Below are 14,844 nucleotides of genomic sequence, written 5' to 3'. Positions count from 1 at the left end.
ATGCTGGCGCGCGATCCATCCCCTCCACCGCTGCCTGCCGAAGGGCCCATCGTCGCCAAACCGGCGCATGGCAACGAAAGCTACATGGCGCTTGTCTGGCGCCGGCTGAAGCGCTCCTGGACCGGCATGGCCGGGCTCTGGCTCGTCGTGCTGCTGCTGGTGATGGCCGTATTCGCCGAATTCATCGCGCCAATGGACCCGAAGGTCACGGATGTCGGCTTCGCTCCGCCGCAGGTGCCAAGCTTCCATGACAGAGACGGCGGTTTCACCGCACGGCCGAGGGTTTATGCGCTGGCCGATTCGGCGGACCTCGATCCGGTCACTTTCCAGCCCGTCGTCGGCCCCGACTATGATCATCCTAGGCTGCTCGGTTTCTTCGTGCATGGCGCGCCCTACAAGCTGTTTGGGCTGCTGCCGGCGGACCGGCATCTGTTCGGCTCGCTGGACGGCCAGCCGGTGCATTTCCTAGGCACCGACAAGTTCGGCCGTGACGTGCTGTCGCGCGCCATCCACGGCTCGCGCGTCTCGCTGATGATCGCCCTGACGGTCGTCTTCATCATCACCGTCATCGGCACCACCGTCGGCATGGTTTCCGGCTATTTCGGCGGCAGGTTCGATGTCTGGATGCAGCGCTTCGTCGAACTGGTGCTCGCCTTCCCGCAACTGCCGCTCTATCTGGCGCTGACGACACTGATCCCGGTCACCGCTCCCACCAACGTCTTCCTCGCTTTCGTCATCATCGTCATGTCGGCCTTGGGCTGGGCGCAGATGTCGCGCGAAGTGCGCGGCAAGACGCTGGCGCTGGCGCGGATCGAGTATGTGCGCGCCGCCATGGCGGTCGGCGCCACCGACCGGCGCATCATCATGCAGCACATCTTCCCCAATGTGATGAGCCATGTGATCGTCGCCGTGACGCTGGCGATCCCGACCGTGGTGCTGCTCGAATCCTTCCTCGGTTTCCTCGGCTTCGCCGTCAAGCCGCCGCTGATCTCGTGGGGCCTGATGCTGCAGGACACCGCGACCTATTCCGTCATCGGCACCTATCCCTGGATCCTGTCGCCGGTCGGTTTTGTGCTGGTCACCGTCTTTGCCTTCAACGCGCTGGGCGACGGCCTGCGCGACGCCGTCGACCCTTATTGAGGTGCTGAGATGACCGTCGCGCTCGCCGAATCCTTCGCACCGATCGTCCGTCACGACCATGACGGACGCCAGGACCAGCCGATCATCGATGCCCGCAACGTCGCCGTGGCCTTCAAGGTGGAGCATGGCGTCGTCGAAGCGGTCAAGGACATCTCGTTCCAGCTCTATCGCGGCGAGACGATCGCCATCGTCGGCGAATCCGGTTCGGGCAAGTCGGTGACGGCGCGCACCGTCATGGGCCTGCTGTCGCGGCGCGCCACGGTGTCGCCCGGCTCGAGCGTCTGTTATGACGGGCAAAACATCCTGAAATTTCCCGAGAGCGCCCGGCGCAAGCTGCGCGGCAACCGCATCTCGATGATCTTCCAGGAGCCGATGAGTTCGCTCAACCCGATCTATACGGTCGGCAGCCAGATCGTCGAGGCGATCCGGGTGCATCGTAAGGTCAGCCGCAAACAGGCTTGGGCGCGAGCGCTCGAACTTCTGCAGCACGTGCAGATTCCCGATCCTGCCGCGCGGCTCAGACAATACCCGCATCAGCTCTCGGGCGGGCAACGCCAGCGGGTGATGATCGCCATGGCGCTGGCCAACAATCCCGACGTGCTGATCGCCGATGAGCCGACCACGGCGCTCGATGTCACCGTCCAGGCGCAGATCCTGAACCTGATCCGCAGCCTGCAGAAAGAGCTGCGCATGGCGGTGATCCTGATCACCCACGACCTCACCGTGGTGCGCCAGTTCTCCGACTACGTCTATGTCATGCAGCATGGCGAAATGTGCGAGCACAACGTCACCGAACGGCTGTTCGCCGATCCGCGGCATCCCTATACGAGGCGGCTGCTGGCTTCAGAGCCGCACGGGCAGCCGAAGCCGCTGCCGGAGGGCTGTGGCACCATTCTCGAGGCCAGCGGCGTGCGCGTCTCATTCATGCTGCGCCACGGCACCTTTCTGAAACCCGACTGGCGCGAATTGGTCGCCGTCGACGATCTCAGCCTGAAACTCTGTCGTCATGAGACGCTGGGGCTGGTCGGCGAGTCCGGCTCCGGCAAGACCACCTTCGGCCAGGCCCTGCTCCGGTTGATCGACGCCAAGCGCGGCGAGATCCGTTTCGACGGCAAGCCGATCCACGGCCTGTCGCGGGCCGAGATGCGGCCGTTGCGCTCGCGCATGCAGATCGTCTTCCAGGATCCGTTCTCCTCGCTCAACCCGCGCATGACGATCGGCCAGATCATCGAGGAAGGGCTGATCGTCAACAGCATAGGGGCGACGCGGCGCGAGCGGGTCGAACGGGTGCGCGACGCGCTGGTCAGCGCCGGCATGCCGGGCGATATTCTGTCGCGGTTTCCGCACGAATTCTCCGGCGGCCAGCGACAACGGATCGCGATCGCCCGCGCCATAGCGCTCGAACCAGAATTCATCCTGCTCGACGAGCCGACATCGGCGCTGGACCTCTCCGTCCAGGCGCAGATCATCGACCTCCTGCGCAAGCTGCAGGACGAGCGCGGCCTCAGCTACCTCTTCATCTCGCACGACCTCAAGGTGGTGCGTGCGCTGTGCCATCGCGTGATTGTCATGCAGAACGGCAAGATCGTCGAGCAGGGCCCCGTCGACGACATCCTGTCCAATCCCAAGACCGCTTATACCGAACGGCTCGTCAGGGCCGCTTTCGATGTGGCCTGAACATATGCCGGAGGTTAGCATGGCAAGAAATCCCAAGATCACGTTCATCGGCGCCGGCTCGACGGTGTTCATGAAGAACATTGTCGGCGACGTGCTGCAGCGCCCGTCGCTGTCCGGCGCAACGATCGCGCTGATGGACATCAATCCGCAGCGGCTGGAAGAGAGCGCCATCGTCGTCAACAAGCTGATCGCGACGCTTGGCGTCAAGGCGAAGACCGAGACCCATTCGGATCAGCGCAAGGCGCTGGCCGGCGCGGATTTCGTCGTCGTCGCCTTCCAGATCGGCGGCTACGAGCCCTGCACCGTCACTGACTTCGAGGTGCCGAAGAAATACGGCCTGCGCCAGACGATCGCCGACACGCTCGGCGTCGGCGGCATCATGCGGGGCTTAAGGACCGTGCCGCATCTGTGGAAGGTGTGCGAAGACATGCTCGCCGTCTGCCCGCAGGCGATCATGCTGCAATATGTCAACCCGATGGCGATCAACACCTGGGCGATAGCAGAGAAATACCCTGCGATCAGGCAGGTCGGCCTCTGCCATTCGGTGCAGGGCACGGCAATGGAACTGGCTGAAGACCTCGACCTTCCCTACGAAGAGATCCGCTATCGCTCGGCCGGCATCAACCACATGGCGTTCTATCTGAAGTTCGAGCATCGCCAGCCGGACGGTTCCTACCGCGACCTCTACCCAGATCTCGTGCGCGCCTATCGCGAAGGCCGCGCGCCCAAGCCCGGCTGGAACCCGCGCTGTCCCAACAAGGTGCGCTACGAGATGCTGACCAGGCTCGGCTATTTCGTCACCGAGAGCTCGGAACATTTCGCCGAATACACGCCCTATTTCATCAAGGAGGGCCGCCCCGACCTGATCGAGAAATACGGTATCCCGCTGGATGAATATCCCAAGCGCTGCATCGAACAGATCGAGCGCTGGAAGGGGCAGGCTGAGGCCTATCGCTCGGCCGATCGCATCGAGGTCGAGCAGTCCCGGGAATATGCCTCCTCGATCATGAATTCGGTCTGGACCGGCGAGCCGTCGGTGATCTACGGCAATGTCCGCAACAATGGCTGCATCACCTCGCTGCCCCGCGATTGCGCCGCCGAGGTGCCGTGCCTGGTCGATGCCTCCGGCATTCAGCCGACCTATATCGGCGAGCTGCCGCCGCAATTGACCGCGCTGATGCGCACCAACATCAACGTGCAGGAATTGACGGTGCGGGCGCTGATGACGGAAAACCGCGAGCACATCTACCACGCGGCGATGATGGATCCGCACACATCAGCCGAGCTCGATCTCGACCAGATCTGGTCACTGGTCGACGATCTCCTGGCCGCTCACGGCGACTGGCTGCCGGGCTGGGCGCGGGTGGCGCGCAAGACCGAGAACGCCTGACGACCTCATTTCGGAGCGTCGGGATCCGTCTCTTCCTCGTCATCGCGGGCCTTGATGACATAGGCGCCCTTCAGCCAGCGATTGAGGTCGATGTCCTTGCAGCGCGTCGAGCAGAACGGAAAGCTGTCGCGCGCCGAGGGCTTGCCGCATTCGGGGCAGGGGCGCTTTGGGCGCAAGGGCGTTACTTTGGGATCGGAATTCACAGCCGGGTTCCCGCCAGCCAGCCGCCATGCACCTTGAAGCCTTCGCCGCTCAGCAGCGCGATGGTCTCATAGAGCGGCAGCCCGACGATGTTGGTGTAGGAGCCGACCAGCTTGACGACGAAGGCGCCGGCGAGGCCCTGGACGGCGTAGCCGCCCGCCTTGCCGCGCCATTCGCCCGAGGCGATATAGGCGTCGATCTCTTCGCGCGGCAGCCGCTTGAAACGCACCCGCGTCTCGACCAGGCGCTGGCGCAGCTTGCCACCCGGGGTGATAAGGCAGATGCCGGAATAGACCCGATGCGAACGGCCCGACAACAGCCCGAGACAGTTGGCGGCGTCGTCGAGGGTTTCTGCCTTGGGCAGGATGCGCCGCCCGACGGCAACCACCGTGTCGGCGGCCAGCACGAAACCCGGCGCATAGTCGGCTTCGGTCTTCAGTGACGCAAACGCCTTTTCGGCCTTTTCCTTCGACAGCCGCTTGGCCAGCGAGCGCGGATGCTCGGCACGCAGCGGCGTTTCGTCGATATCGGCCGGCAGCACGCGGTCCGGCTCGATCCCGGCCTGCTGCAAGAGCTCGATTCGGCGCGGCGAACCCGAGGCAAGCACCAGCTTCTGCAAAATGCTCATCGCGGACCAGTCGGGCTTTGCTTACTTGAAACGATAGGTGATGCGGCCCTTGGTCAGGTCGTATGGCGTCATCTCGACCAGAACCTTGTCGCCGGTCAGCACGCGGATGCGGTTTTTGCGCATGCGGCCGGCCGTATGGGCGATGATTTCGTGTTCGTTTTCGAGCTTTACCCGGAACATCGCGTTCGGCAACAATTCCGTCACGACACCCGGAAACTCGAGGACTTCTTCCTTCGGCATTCGATACCTTTGCTTGGATGGTAGTTCCAGCACCCTGGCCGGAATTTCGGCGGAACCTATATGATAATCGTCCGCTTGTGAACACGCTTAATCCGTCGCGTTTTTTGCCTCTGGAAGCAAGAAACGTCGGCCTATGCGCACCTTCAGCCGCTCGCGGACGTCCCGGTACGCTGCCATGATCTGTTCGCGCGTGCCACCGGCGTCGGTCGGGTCCGGCGTCGGCCAATATTCGACCTCGACGGCGAGCGAGCGGGTGAGTTCGAGTGCGGCGTGGTGCGCTTCGGGTGCCAGCGTGACGATGAGGTCGAAATAGTCGTCCTCGAGATCGTCCATCGTCCTTGGGTGGCGCTCGCCCAGCGTGAGATCTTCTTCGGCCAGCACCGCATCGACGAACGGATCGCGCTCGCCGGCGCGAACGCCGGCCGAAGCGACAAAGACGGTGGCGGGCAGCATCCGGCGCGCCAGCTGCTCCGCCATTGGCGAGCGCACGGCATTCATGCCGCACAGGAACAGGATCGAACGGGGCAGGGCGCCGGGCGACAGGGCTAGCCCCGCCAGTGCAGCACGCAGACCAGCGTGAACAGCCGGCGCGCCGTGTCGAAGTCGATGTCGATCTTGCCGGACAGCCGGTCCATCAACGTCTGCGAACCTTCATTGTGCAGGCCGCGGCGGCCCATGTCGATCGCCTCGATATGGCTCGGCGTCGAGGAACGGATGGCGTCGTAGTAGCTTTCGCAGATCATGTAGTAATCCTTGACGATGCGCCGGAGCGGCGTCAGCGACAGGATATGGGTGACGACGGCGGTGCCATCCTCGCGCGCAACGGCAAACACCAGGCGCTGCTCGGCCAGCGACAGTTTCAGCCGGTAAGGGCCGTCGCCGCTGTCATTGACGGGCTGGAAACTGTTCTCCTCGATCAGGTCGAAGATCGCCACCGCGCGTTCATGCTCGACATCCGGCGTTGACCGGCCGATCGATTCATCGAGTTCGACATCGATCAGCCTGGCGCGGGTTTGATCGGGGCCAGACATCGCCGCCTACATGTTCAACCGTATGGCGACGGAGCGTCCATGCGCGTCAAGACCCTCCGCCTTGGCCAGCGCAATCGCCGCCGGCGCCAAGATACGCAACTGCTCCGGTCCAAGCTTGAGGATCGACGTGCGCTTGACGAAATCGAGTACGGACAGGCCGGACGAGAAACGCGCCGAGCGCGCCGTCGGCAGCACATGGTTGGAGCCGCCGACATAGTCGCCGATGGCTTCCGGCGTGTGGCGGCCGAGAAAGACCGCACCGGCATTGCGCATCCGCGATAGGAAGCCCTCGGCGTCGTCGATGGCCAGTTCGACATGTTCGGCGGCGATGCGATCGACCAGCGGCAGCGCGGCGTCGATGGCCGACACCTGGATCACGGCACCAAAATCGCGCCAGCTCGCCGCTGCCGTTTCAGCGCGTGGCAGGCTCTGCAACTGGCGCTCGACCGCCTGTTCGACCGCGATGCCGAAAGCCGGATCGTCGGTGACCAGGATCGACTGCGCCGAAGCGTCGTGTTCTGCCTGGGCCAGCAGGTCGGCAGCGATCCAGTTCGGATCGTTGCTGCCGTCGGCCACGACAAGCACTTCCGACGGCCCGGCGATCATGTCGATGCCGACAGTGCCGAAAACCTGGCGCTTGGCTGCCGCGACATAGGCATTGCCCGGGCCGACGATCTTGGCGACCGGCCGGATTGTCTCGGTGCCATAGGCGAGGGCGGCGATCGCCTGCGCGCCGCCGACGCGGTAGATTTCGGACACGCCTGATATGTCCGCTGCCACCAGCACCAGCGGATTGATGATGCCGCCCGGCGCAGGCACGACCATGACGATGCGCTCGACGCCGGCCACTCTGGCCGGCACGGCGTTCATCAGCACCGAGCTCGGATAGCTCGCCGTACCGCCCGGCACATAGAGCCCGACGGCCTCGATCGCCGTCCAACGCCAGCCGAGCTCGACGCCGGCGGCATCCGTATAGCGATCGTCCTTCGGCCGCTGCCGTTCATGATGCGAGCGGATGCGGTCGCGCGCGAACTCCAGCGCCTCGATCGTCTTTGGGTCGGCCGTTTCGTAGGCGGTTGCGATGTCTTCCTTAGACACGGCAATGCCGAGGCCGGTCAAATCGGCGCGATCGAATTTCCGCGTATAGTCGATCAGTGCCGCGTCGCCCTCGGCGCGCACGCGCGCGATGATGTCGCGCACCGCGGCATCGACATCGGCGGAGACCTCCCGCTTGGTCGTGAGGAAGGCGGCGAAACGTTGCTCGAAATCGGCATCGGACTGACGAAGCGTGATGGCCATCGGACGCTCAGGCCTTGTGGATGGGGCGCGAGGTGGCTTCCCACGCGCCGCCGATGTCGGCAAGACGGGCCTCGATGCACTCGACATCGAGCATGATCGCACCGCCGCCCGAGAAGATCAGCTCGACGATGCCGGCCGGCTTGCTGATCTCGATGAAGCTGATCGCCAGCAGCGACAGGACTTCGGCAGGCTTGTCGCGGTCAATACCGCTGGTCTTGGCCCCGAGCACGCGGTCGAAATGCAGCACGGCCTGCCGTCGCTCATTATGCTGGCGAAACAGGCCGGATTTTGCCTCCCAGACGAAACGGTTCATGGTCAGCAGGAAACGCTTGGCCGCGGGGAGGAATTCGAGGTCGCTGACTTTCAGCACGGCATCCTGGACATGAGCCGAAACGATGCTCAGATCCTGGTCGTCGAGCGCGATAAGCTTAAGGGCGGTCATACGGATTTCGCACCTGAAGGTTGATTGTTCAGCCTTCTGTTAGGCGGTCTTGGCGATCGGTGCAACCGCACCAGCAGCTGCAGCTCTGCGCTGCCCCTCATCGCCCTGCCGGGCACTTCTCCCCGGATAGTGACGGGGAGAAGGACGCTGCCGCGAAGGATTTCGCCAATCTCCTGCGTTGCTAGAGAGGAGCCGAGGTCGCGGGCTACGCCGAAATCCGTTCGATCACCGCACCGCAGTTGGACAGCTTTTCTTCCAGCCGCTCGAAGCCGCGATCGAGGTGGTAGACGCGGTTGACCGTGGTCTCGCCTTCCGCCGCCAGGCCGGCGATGACCAGCGAGACAGAGGCGCGAAGATCGGTCGCCATGACCGGCGCGCCCTTCAGCTTCGGCACGCCGTCGACGATCGCCGTCTGGCCCGAAAGCGTGATGTGAGCGCCGAGCCGCGCCAGTTCCTGCACATGCATGAAGCGGTTCTCGAAGATCGTCTCGGTGATGCGCGACTTACCCTTGGCCATGGTCATCAGGCCCATGAACTGCGCCTGCAAATCGGTCGGGAAGGCCGGGAAGGGTGCTGTCGTCACGTCGACCGGCGAAATGCCGGCGCCGTTGCGCCTCACCCGGATGCCGGAATTGGTCGGCGTGATCTCCGCACCCGTCTGGGCGATCACGTCCAGTGCGGTCTGCAGCAGGTCCGCACGCGCGCCTTCGAGCACGACGTCGCCGCCGGTCATGGCGACGGCCATCGCATAGGTGCCGGTCTCGATGCGGTCGGGAATGACGCGCACGCGCGCACCGGAGAGCGATTCGACGCCGTCGATGGCAATGGTTGGCGTGCCGGCGCCGGAAATCTTCGCGCCCATGGCGTTGAGGCACTCGGCCAGGTTGACGATCTCGGGCTCGCAGGCGGCATTTTCCAGCACCGTCTCGCCCTTGGCGAGTGCCGCGGCCATCATCAGCACATGGGTGGCGCCGACCGAGACCTTCGGGAAGATATAGCGGTTGCCGATAAGGCGGCCATTCCGGGTCTTGGCGATGACATAGCCGGTGTCGACGTCGATATCAGCGCCCAGCGCCTGGAGGCCCTCGAGGAACAGATCGACCGGCCGCGTGCCGATGGCGCAACCGCCCGGCAGCGACACTTTTGCTTCGCCCATGCGGGCCAGCAGCGGGCCGATCACCCAGAACGAGGCGCGCATCTTCGACACCAGCTCGTAGGGCGCTGTGGTGTCGACGATGTTGCGGGCGGAGAAGTTGATGGTGCGCGAATAGCCCTCATTCTGCTTCTCGCGGCGGCCATTGACCGAATAATCGACGCCGTGATTGCCCAGGATGCGGATCAGCTGCTCGACATCGGCCAGATGCGGCACGTTTTCCAGCGTCAGCGTGTCGTCGGTCAAAAGCGAGGCGATCATCAAAGGCAGCGCCGCGTTTTTCGCGCCCGAGATCGGAATGCTTCCGGAGAGCTTGTTGCCCCCGACAATTCTGATGCGATCCATGGAAGAACGTCCCTCTCGGCCAAAAAAGGGCCGGTTCAATCGTTTGAGTAGCGGCCCGTCTAGACCATTGGCCAATCTGGTTCAAGAAATAGGATTTCGCCCACCCCAGGCCAAGAGTGACCTATTTGAGTTAATCTTTTTGTATTTTCTTCGATGCAGCGAGCCCGTCCGGGCGCAGGTCGGCCTCGCCGGTCCGCCGCGAGCGCGACTGCGCCTTGCGCTTCTGCAGATTGGCGCGCAATTGCTCGGCGAGCCGATCCTTGCGGATTGTTGCGCTGCTTTTCGGTGGACCATCCTTTTTCACTGGAATTGTCTTGTCGTCCATCGCCCCATCCCGCCGGCGACCCACCAGCTTGCTGTTCAGGGATAGCCAACATTGTGGCACTGCCATGTCATTAAAAGCCATCCGGCAAAGCCTTTCACAGAAGCGTTGCACTTGGCCTTGCGCTTGCCGGTTCGATATGGCAGAAGCCCCGCCATCAGCGGCTGCGGTAGCTCAGTGGTAGAGCACTCCCTTGGTAAGGGAGAGGTCGAGAGTTCAATCCTCTCTCGCAGCACCAGTTTCCAACATCCCTGTTGCCGCACGATCGTCCTCTGCATTTGCGAGGGCGAGGCGGGTCCATGGGATGGCGCGGCCCTCGTGCCGGCAGACCCGATCAGCGGTTCATTGCTTCAGAAAATGGCTGCCACAGGCAAATCCAGCCGAAGCGCATTCCGGCAAGACACGATTCATTAACCAAGATGCTATTCATCGACATGACGTATTGTGGCATGGATGCCCGTCTTCGCCGGTCAGATCCATGCTTGTCAGGAAGAGGGCCGAAAGGCTCCTGATCTGGGCGGAAATCTAAATCGCCCGAAACAAAAGAACGTGCAAGGCATGAACGTGAGCGAAAACGTGCAAAACGCCCCCGGTGCTTCCCGTCTTTGGACCCTGCCTGCCATCATCGCAGCGTTCCTTTGCCTGTGCGCTACCGGCGCGTTCGCGGAGACGCGTGCTTTGAGGATTCAACATCTCCATACGGGCGAGAAGGCTGAAATCGTCTTCAAGCGCAATGGGCGCTATGATCCGGCGGGATTGAAGAAGATCAATCTCATGCTGCGCGACTGGCGTCGCAACGAACCGACGAAGATGGATCCGCGCCTGCTCGATCTTGTCTGGCAGGCCTATCGCGCCAGCGGCTCGACAGCCTATATCCATGTGGTCAGCGCCTATCGTTCGCCGGCGACGAACGCCATGCTGCGCAGCCGCTCGAAGGGTGTGGCCCGGGAGAGCCAACACATGGTTGGCCGCGCGATGGATTTCTTCCTGCCGGATGTGCCGCTGAAGAAGCTGCGCGACATCGGCCTCAAAATGCAGGGCGGCGGCGTGGGTTATTATCCCACCTCCGGTTCGCCTTTCATACACATGGATGTCGGCAATGTGCGGCATTGGCCGGGCATCAGCCGCCAGGAACTCGCCAGGGTATTTCCGAACGGCAACACACTGCATGTGCCGAGCGACGGCAAACCGCTGCCCGGCTATGAGCAGGCGTTTGCCGCCTATAAATCGCGCAAGGGCGCCGGCACCCCCAACATCGAGCTGGCAAGCGTCGACGGCGGCCAACGCAGGCCGCGTGGCCTGCTGGCGACGCTCTTGGGCGGGGGCGGCGCAGACGAGTCCGACGATGTCGCGGAAGCGGTGCCGGCGCCACGCAAACCGGCGAGGTCCGTCGAACCCAGACCGGCCGGACAGGGTATCGCTATCGTGCCGCCGCAGGATGCCCAGCGGGCGGACATCCAGATTGCTGCCAGCGATCCAGGCGAAGAACCGCTTGCCGGGCAGAAGGGGAAGACGCCTGAAGCGATCGTCATGGCGATGGCGCCGGGCTCAGTGCCGCTGCCGGCCTTCGCACCGCGCGCCGAGTTCACGGCACCCGTTCCCACCCCGGAAACCGCACCGTTGGCAATCGCCGGCGCGTCCACGGCGCAGGCCGAGCTGGCCGTTGCCAAGCCGGACGCCGCGAATGCCGATGCCGCTGCCACGAGCGTCGCGCCGGACATGATGGCGCTCAACGTCCCATTGCCGACATGGCGGCCGGAAAGCCAGTCAAGCCCGACGCGCCAGTTGGAAGCAGCCAAATCTGGCGATGCCATCGGTGTCTTGCTGGCCATGCATCACCCCGACGACGGGCTGGCCGGCGAGCGGATCGCGGTGCCTGCGTCAAAGCCAGAAGATCGCGTCAGGGCGAACCCCAAGGCCGACCGTGTCCAGCGGCGCCCCGATTCCGAGGCAGATCGCGCTGTTGCCGGTGGGGCCGCATCAACAGGGGCGCCCATGATTGCCGCCAATTTCATCCGCACGGCGCCGGAGCATGTCTATCTCGATGGATTCCAACCGCGGGGACGGACGTCCGATCACCGCCGCTTCACCGGCTCCGCGGTGAAATTCCTGCCCATCGCCAGTTTCAAATAGAGGGCGAAAGCACCGTTCGATCCAGTGTCGAAATGTGTTGCGCCATATCGATGGCCGGGGCGGTCACGGGATTCGCAATGCCGAACCCTTCCGCGCTATAACACTTGGCGAGCAGCGCGCTACTGCAGCGGGCAGTCGGCTCGTTGCTGTCGGCCGCCATCCGTTGCCTTTCGAGCAGATCGCCCCGCGAAATTGCCAGGATCGTGGTGGCGGCGCAAACGTGCACGAGGCATATTGGGCCCCGCCGGCCGCAACCGGCGGGACTGAGCCACAGACCGCCCAGCGGGCGCGTTCTGCGACAAGGATCACGCCTGGTGAATCACCAATTCGCTGGTCATGGGAATTCCTCTAAGGGCGCCAAGCACCATGTTGTGCGAGATCGCGCGCTCATGAATTTTCTCCAGATCGGCGCGGGGCGCCGAAGAACACACGGTTGCGCTGAGGTGCAGGGACACGTAGCAATGCCGGGCGTCCACGGGCGCCGTGAGCCCATCAAGTCCGTCGAACTCGCCACGCGGGTCGAACACGCCTTCCGCGATGAAATCGACCGAACGAAGATCGACTCCCGCATGCGCTGCCAGCATCGGATAATCCGAGCCGGCGCACACAGCCGCCGCGGCAAAGATCTGCTCCCAGGGAAAGACGGCGGTCGGCGAATTGTCCTTGAGGCTCGCCGGTCGCTCCAGTAGCGGTGTTGTGTAAGGATCGCCTGATTGCGGGTCGAAGCGGTAGCGGGCACGATAGGTGCCACGCACCGCGTCACCGTGTTTCTTTAGCACGGACACGATATCTTTGACTGTGCTGACGGTTTCTCCGAAGACTACTGGCATCTTTACCTCCCTGTAAAATGAGAATTCCACTCCCTATTCCGGTCCGCGGATGCCGACGACGGTTGCCGCGGCCTGGCCCCAATCCCGACAATGTGCCGACAAGGCTCGCGCTACTTGGCAGGCGCGGCAGCCTGAGCGTCGCCGCCGAGATCCTTCTTGAAGGTCTCAAAGTCGACCTGCATGCCGTTGAAGATTGTGCTCCAGTGCCGTGACAGAGCGGCGATAGCGACGGCCTCTTCGATCTCGTCCTCCGTTGCGCCCGCCTGTTTTGCGCTCTCGGTGTCTTCCCAGATGCAATACTGGCAGGGAATTTGTGCGGAGACGGCGAGCGAGATCAGAGCCTTGACCTTCGGCGGCAGGGCGGTTTCGCTGGAGAACTGCAGAGCCTTCACCTCTGCCCAGGCGCCCGGCAGCGCTGCTTTTGAAACCTGATGGAGAAAGGTCGGCACCGAGCCGAGCGTCCGCTCGACGTCCTTATAGGTGGCGTCGACCTCAGCCTGACCGGCCCAGCCTAAGCCTGATGACAACAATGTGGCGCAGACGACAGTCGATGCGAACGCCGTGTGAAGGAGGCGGCGCGAGCGGCCGGGCCCGAGCTCGCCGTGGTGTGCGATGGAAGCAACATGGGAAACTGCGAAGGCGAACATGATCTCTCTCCTCTTTGGAACCATTCGCGTCCGGGCCAGATGATGCCCGCGTGCTGTAAGGAGTCACGGACGGGAGAAAAAGTTCGATCAGTCGTCCTCGATTCTAGGCGGACGCGGCGAAAGATGAAGATGCAAGCGTCGGGCCTTGCCGTCTCGCTGAAAGATCACCAGGACGACACCCGGCGGGCAGTGGAAAGGGTCTTCCGGCGGATTGACGAATAGTCCCTCGATCACAGTGACCTGGCTGGCGCTGAGAATGCGCTGCGGTTCCAGGCGGACGCCGGCTTCCGTGTCGGCGTCGACTTCCCAGGCAAGGAATGAGCGACCCAGCACTGGTTTGCTCGTCCCGCGGACAAGATGCAGGTCCTCTGCAAAGTGCCCAAGGAAGCGGTCACGCTCGCCATGCTGGTTGAGCCCATTGAAAATTTCGGAGTAGAATCGCTGGCGCTCGCGAGACTGCGAGCGAGCCTCTGTGTCGGCAAGACCCGCCGTTTCCAGCAGCATCTCGGCAAGCTTGCGTTTGGCTTGCGACAAACGACTGCGAACCGTCCCAATCGGGACACCCAGAATGGCGGCCAGTTCCTCGTAAGACTGATAGCTTCCGAAATAGCGCAACATGGCGGTAGCCTGCAGCGGCTCGGGAAGCTTGCGTAGGGCGTCCCAAACCCATTCGCGAAGCGCGACTTTCTCCAGCCGCTCCTCAATGCTTGCGCGTTCGTCTGGGCGGTCTGGAATGTCGGCGGTCAAGATCTCGCGTCGTCTTCGACGCAATTGTTGCAGGCAACAGCGGTGCAACACAGTGCGAAGCCAGCCACCGACGGCTTGCGGATCCTTGAGTTCGCCGATGCGCCTCAGCGCGATCAGGAAAGTCTCATGCACAGCATCTTCGGCGTCCGACCCATAGCCGAGCATGTTCAGCGCTATCGCATAGAGCCGTGCGCGATGACGTTCCAGCAGCAGGCCGAGGCAACCACAATCGCCGCCCCGAGCGGCAAGGGCCAGTTCGGCATCACTCGGCACGATATGAGTTTCGTAGCCCATGGGCTTAAGATGCATCAACTGGCGAAAAAGTTCGAATGCCAGTTCAGCTTCGTCGCGATCCGTGTTCGGCGGGCACCAGTTCACCAATGACGCTTTGATGGGGTTTTGGATTGAGGTTATGACCCTCACTTCACGTCCGTAACAACCGGCCCCGGAACGGGGTCCGTGAGAACCAGGCTCGCCGCCAAGATACTCAAGCGAGATCGAAAGTGCATATGGCAGTGAGCAAGGATTGGATTCTGGCGGATGCGGGCGATCTACGCGGCTAGATTCAATCCTGTAAAACTTTTTCCAGATTTGACACCATTTCACAAAATTGTAAGAT

The 14,844-nt window shown here is 63.1% G+C and carries 16 protein-coding genes and 1 tRNA gene; 5 read left to right on the top strand and 12 right to left on the bottom strand.

The features are described 5' to 3' along the window. From RPF88_RS17875 to RPF88_RS17865, 3 genes are read left to right on the top strand one after another with little or no spacing between them, the layout of a single operon-like run. Positions 1-1,140, top strand: coding sequence for an ABC transporter permease (locus RPF88_RS17875; RefSeq protein ID WP_024504776.1), 1,140 nt, complete (start codon positions 1-3; stop codon positions 1,138-1,140). A gap of 9 nt (positions 1,141-1,149) precedes the next feature. Next, positions 1,150-2,817, top strand: coding sequence for an ABC transporter ATP-binding protein (locus RPF88_RS17870; protein WP_127368850.1), 1,668 nt, complete (start codon positions 1,150-1,152; stop codon positions 2,815-2,817). Between the two features lie 19 nt (positions 2,818-2,836). Next, entirely contained in the window at positions 2,837-4,207 is a 1,371-nt protein-coding gene (locus RPF88_RS17865) for an alpha-glucosidase/alpha-galactosidase (protein ID WP_337122772.1), read from the top strand. 5 nt (positions 4,208-4,212) lie between these two features. On the opposite strand, the gene yacG is transcribed toward RPF88_RS17865, so the two are convergent. The 9 genes from yacG to RPF88_RS17820 all read right to left on the bottom strand — a co-directional run bounded on the left by yacG (position 4,213) and on the right by RPF88_RS17820 (position 9,937). Further along, positions 4,213-4,410: a DNA gyrase inhibitor YacG gene (gene yacG / locus RPF88_RS17860; RefSeq protein WP_013530195.1), complete on the bottom strand. Its 198-nt coding sequence runs from the start codon at positions 4,408-4,410 to the stop codon at positions 4,213-4,215. Further along, positions 4,407-5,036, bottom strand: coding sequence for a Maf-like protein (locus RPF88_RS17855; protein ID WP_013530196.1), 630 nt, complete (start codon positions 5,034-5,036; stop codon positions 4,407-4,409). The genes yacG and RPF88_RS17855 overlap by 4 nt, the downstream gene beginning before the upstream one ends. Before the next feature lie 21 nt (positions 5,037-5,057). Beyond that, positions 5,058-5,276, bottom strand: coding sequence for a translation initiation factor IF-1 (gene infA / locus RPF88_RS17850; RefSeq protein WP_006200926.1), 219 nt, complete (start codon positions 5,274-5,276; stop codon positions 5,058-5,060). 87 nt (positions 5,277-5,363) lie between these two features. Beyond that, positions 5,364-5,834 (bottom strand): arsenate-mycothiol transferase ArsC, encoded by a 471-nt coding sequence (locus RPF88_RS17845; protein ID WP_013530197.1) that lies wholly within the window; start codon positions 5,832-5,834, stop codon positions 5,364-5,366. Further along, positions 5,822-6,307 carry a UPF0262 family protein gene (locus RPF88_RS17840; RefSeq protein WP_013530198.1) on the bottom strand — a complete coding sequence of 162 codons (486 nt, stop codon included), beginning with the start codon at positions 6,305-6,307 and terminating at the stop codon, positions 5,822-5,824. The genes RPF88_RS17845 and RPF88_RS17840 overlap by 13 nt, the downstream gene beginning before the upstream one ends. Positions 6,308-6,313: 6 nt before the next feature. Further along, entirely contained in the window at positions 6,314-7,606 is a 1,293-nt protein-coding gene (hisD, locus tag RPF88_RS17835) for a histidinol dehydrogenase (protein ID WP_224673939.1), read from the bottom strand. A 7-nt stretch (positions 7,607-7,613) separates the two neighbouring features. After that, positions 7,614-8,048 carry a DUF2948 family protein gene (locus tag RPF88_RS17830; protein WP_013530200.1) on the bottom strand — a complete coding sequence of 145 codons (435 nt, stop codon included), beginning with the start codon at positions 8,046-8,048 and terminating at the stop codon, positions 7,614-7,616. Positions 8,049-8,253: 205 nt separating this feature from the next. Then, on the bottom strand, positions 8,254-9,546 hold the full coding sequence (gene murA / locus RPF88_RS17825) for a UDP-N-acetylglucosamine 1-carboxyvinyltransferase (protein WP_337122770.1): 1,293 nt from the start codon (positions 9,544-9,546) through the stop codon (positions 8,254-8,256). Between the two features lie 130 nt (positions 9,547-9,676). Further along, positions 9,677-9,937: a hypothetical protein gene (locus tag RPF88_RS17820; protein ID WP_024504781.1), complete on the bottom strand. Its 261-nt coding sequence runs from the start codon at positions 9,935-9,937 to the stop codon at positions 9,677-9,679. A gap of 94 nt (positions 9,938-10,031) precedes the next feature. Between RPF88_RS17820 and RPF88_RS17815 the strand changes: the two genes are divergently transcribed. Both RPF88_RS17815 and RPF88_RS17810 read left to right on the top strand, forming a co-directional pair. Then, a tRNA-Thr gene (locus tag RPF88_RS17815) sits at positions 10,032-10,106 on the top strand. Between the two features lie 320 nt (positions 10,107-10,426). Then, positions 10,427-12,001, top strand: coding sequence for a DUF882 domain-containing protein (locus RPF88_RS17810; RefSeq protein ID WP_337122769.1), 1,575 nt, complete (start codon positions 10,427-10,429; stop codon positions 11,999-12,001). 305 nt (positions 12,002-12,306) lie between these two features. On the opposite strand, the gene RPF88_RS17805 is transcribed toward RPF88_RS17810, so the two are convergent. The 3 genes from RPF88_RS17805 to RPF88_RS17795 form a co-directional block, all read right to left on the bottom strand. Then, a complete protein-coding gene (locus RPF88_RS17805; protein WP_013530204.1) occupies positions 12,307-12,831 on the bottom strand; it encodes an OsmC family protein in 525 nt (174 codons plus the stop codon). A 110-nt stretch (positions 12,832-12,941) separates the two neighbouring features. Beyond that, positions 12,942-13,478 (bottom strand): carboxymuconolactone decarboxylase family protein, encoded by a 537-nt coding sequence (locus RPF88_RS17800; protein WP_337122768.1) that lies wholly within the window; start codon positions 13,476-13,478, stop codon positions 12,942-12,944. A gap of 87 nt (positions 13,479-13,565) precedes the next feature. Then, positions 13,566-14,648: an RNA polymerase sigma factor gene (locus tag RPF88_RS17795; RefSeq protein WP_275953984.1), complete on the bottom strand. Its 1,083-nt coding sequence runs from the start codon at positions 14,646-14,648 to the stop codon at positions 13,566-13,568. Positions 14,649-14,844: the final 196 nt, after the last annotated feature.

The organism is Mesorhizobium sp. ISC11, assembly GCF_037162595.1.
In the GTDB taxonomy this organism is placed as follows: domain Bacteria; phylum Pseudomonadota; class Alphaproteobacteria; order Rhizobiales; family Rhizobiaceae; genus Mesorhizobium; species Mesorhizobium ciceri.
This window is presented reverse-complemented; position numbering and strand designations above follow the sequence as displayed.

Excerpts from the sequence above, each read along its gene's own strand:
- RPF88_RS17875 (WP_024504776.1), top strand. The coding sequence starts at position 1 with ATGCTGGCGCGCGATCCATCCCCTCCACCGCTGCCTGCCGAAGGGCCC.
- RPF88_RS17870 (WP_127368850.1), top strand. The coding sequence starts at position 1,150 with ATGACCGTCGCGCTCGCCGAATCCTTCGCACCGATCGTCCGTCACGAC.
- RPF88_RS17865 (WP_337122772.1), top strand. The coding sequence starts at position 2,837 with ATGGCAAGAAATCCCAAGATCACGTTCATCGGCGCCGGCTCGACGGTG.
- RPF88_RS17855 (WP_013530196.1), bottom strand. The coding sequence starts at position 5,036 with ATGAGCATTTTGCAGAAGCTGGTGCTTGCCTCGGGTTCGCCGCGCCGA.
- infA (WP_006200926.1), bottom strand. The coding sequence starts at position 5,276 with ATGCCGAAGGAAGAAGTCCTCGAGTTTCCGGGTGTCGTGACGGAATTG.
- RPF88_RS17840 (WP_013530198.1), bottom strand. The coding sequence starts at position 6,307 with ATGTCTGGCCCCGATCAAACCCGCGCCAGGCTGATCGATGTCGAACTC.
- hisD (WP_224673939.1), bottom strand. The coding sequence starts at position 7,606 with ATGGCCATCACGCTTCGTCAGTCCGATGCCGATTTCGAGCAACGTTTC.
- RPF88_RS17830 (WP_013530200.1), bottom strand. The coding sequence starts at position 8,048 with ATGACCGCCCTTAAGCTTATCGCGCTCGACGACCAGGATCTGAGCATC.
- murA (WP_337122770.1), bottom strand. The coding sequence starts at position 9,546 with ATGGATCGCATCAGAATTGTCGGGGGCAACAAGCTCTCCGGAAGCATT.
- RPF88_RS17820 (WP_024504781.1), bottom strand. The coding sequence starts at position 9,937 with ATGGCAGTGCCACAATGTTGGCTATCCCTGAACAGCAAGCTGGTGGGT.
- RPF88_RS17810 (WP_337122769.1), top strand. The coding sequence starts at position 10,427 with ATGAACGTGAGCGAAAACGTGCAAAACGCCCCCGGTGCTTCCCGTCTT.
- RPF88_RS17805 (WP_013530204.1), bottom strand. The coding sequence starts at position 12,831 with ATGCCAGTAGTCTTCGGAGAAACCGTCAGCACAGTCAAAGATATCGTG.
- RPF88_RS17800 (WP_337122768.1), bottom strand. The coding sequence starts at position 13,478 with ATGTTCGCCTTCGCAGTTTCCCATGTTGCTTCCATCGCACACCACGGC.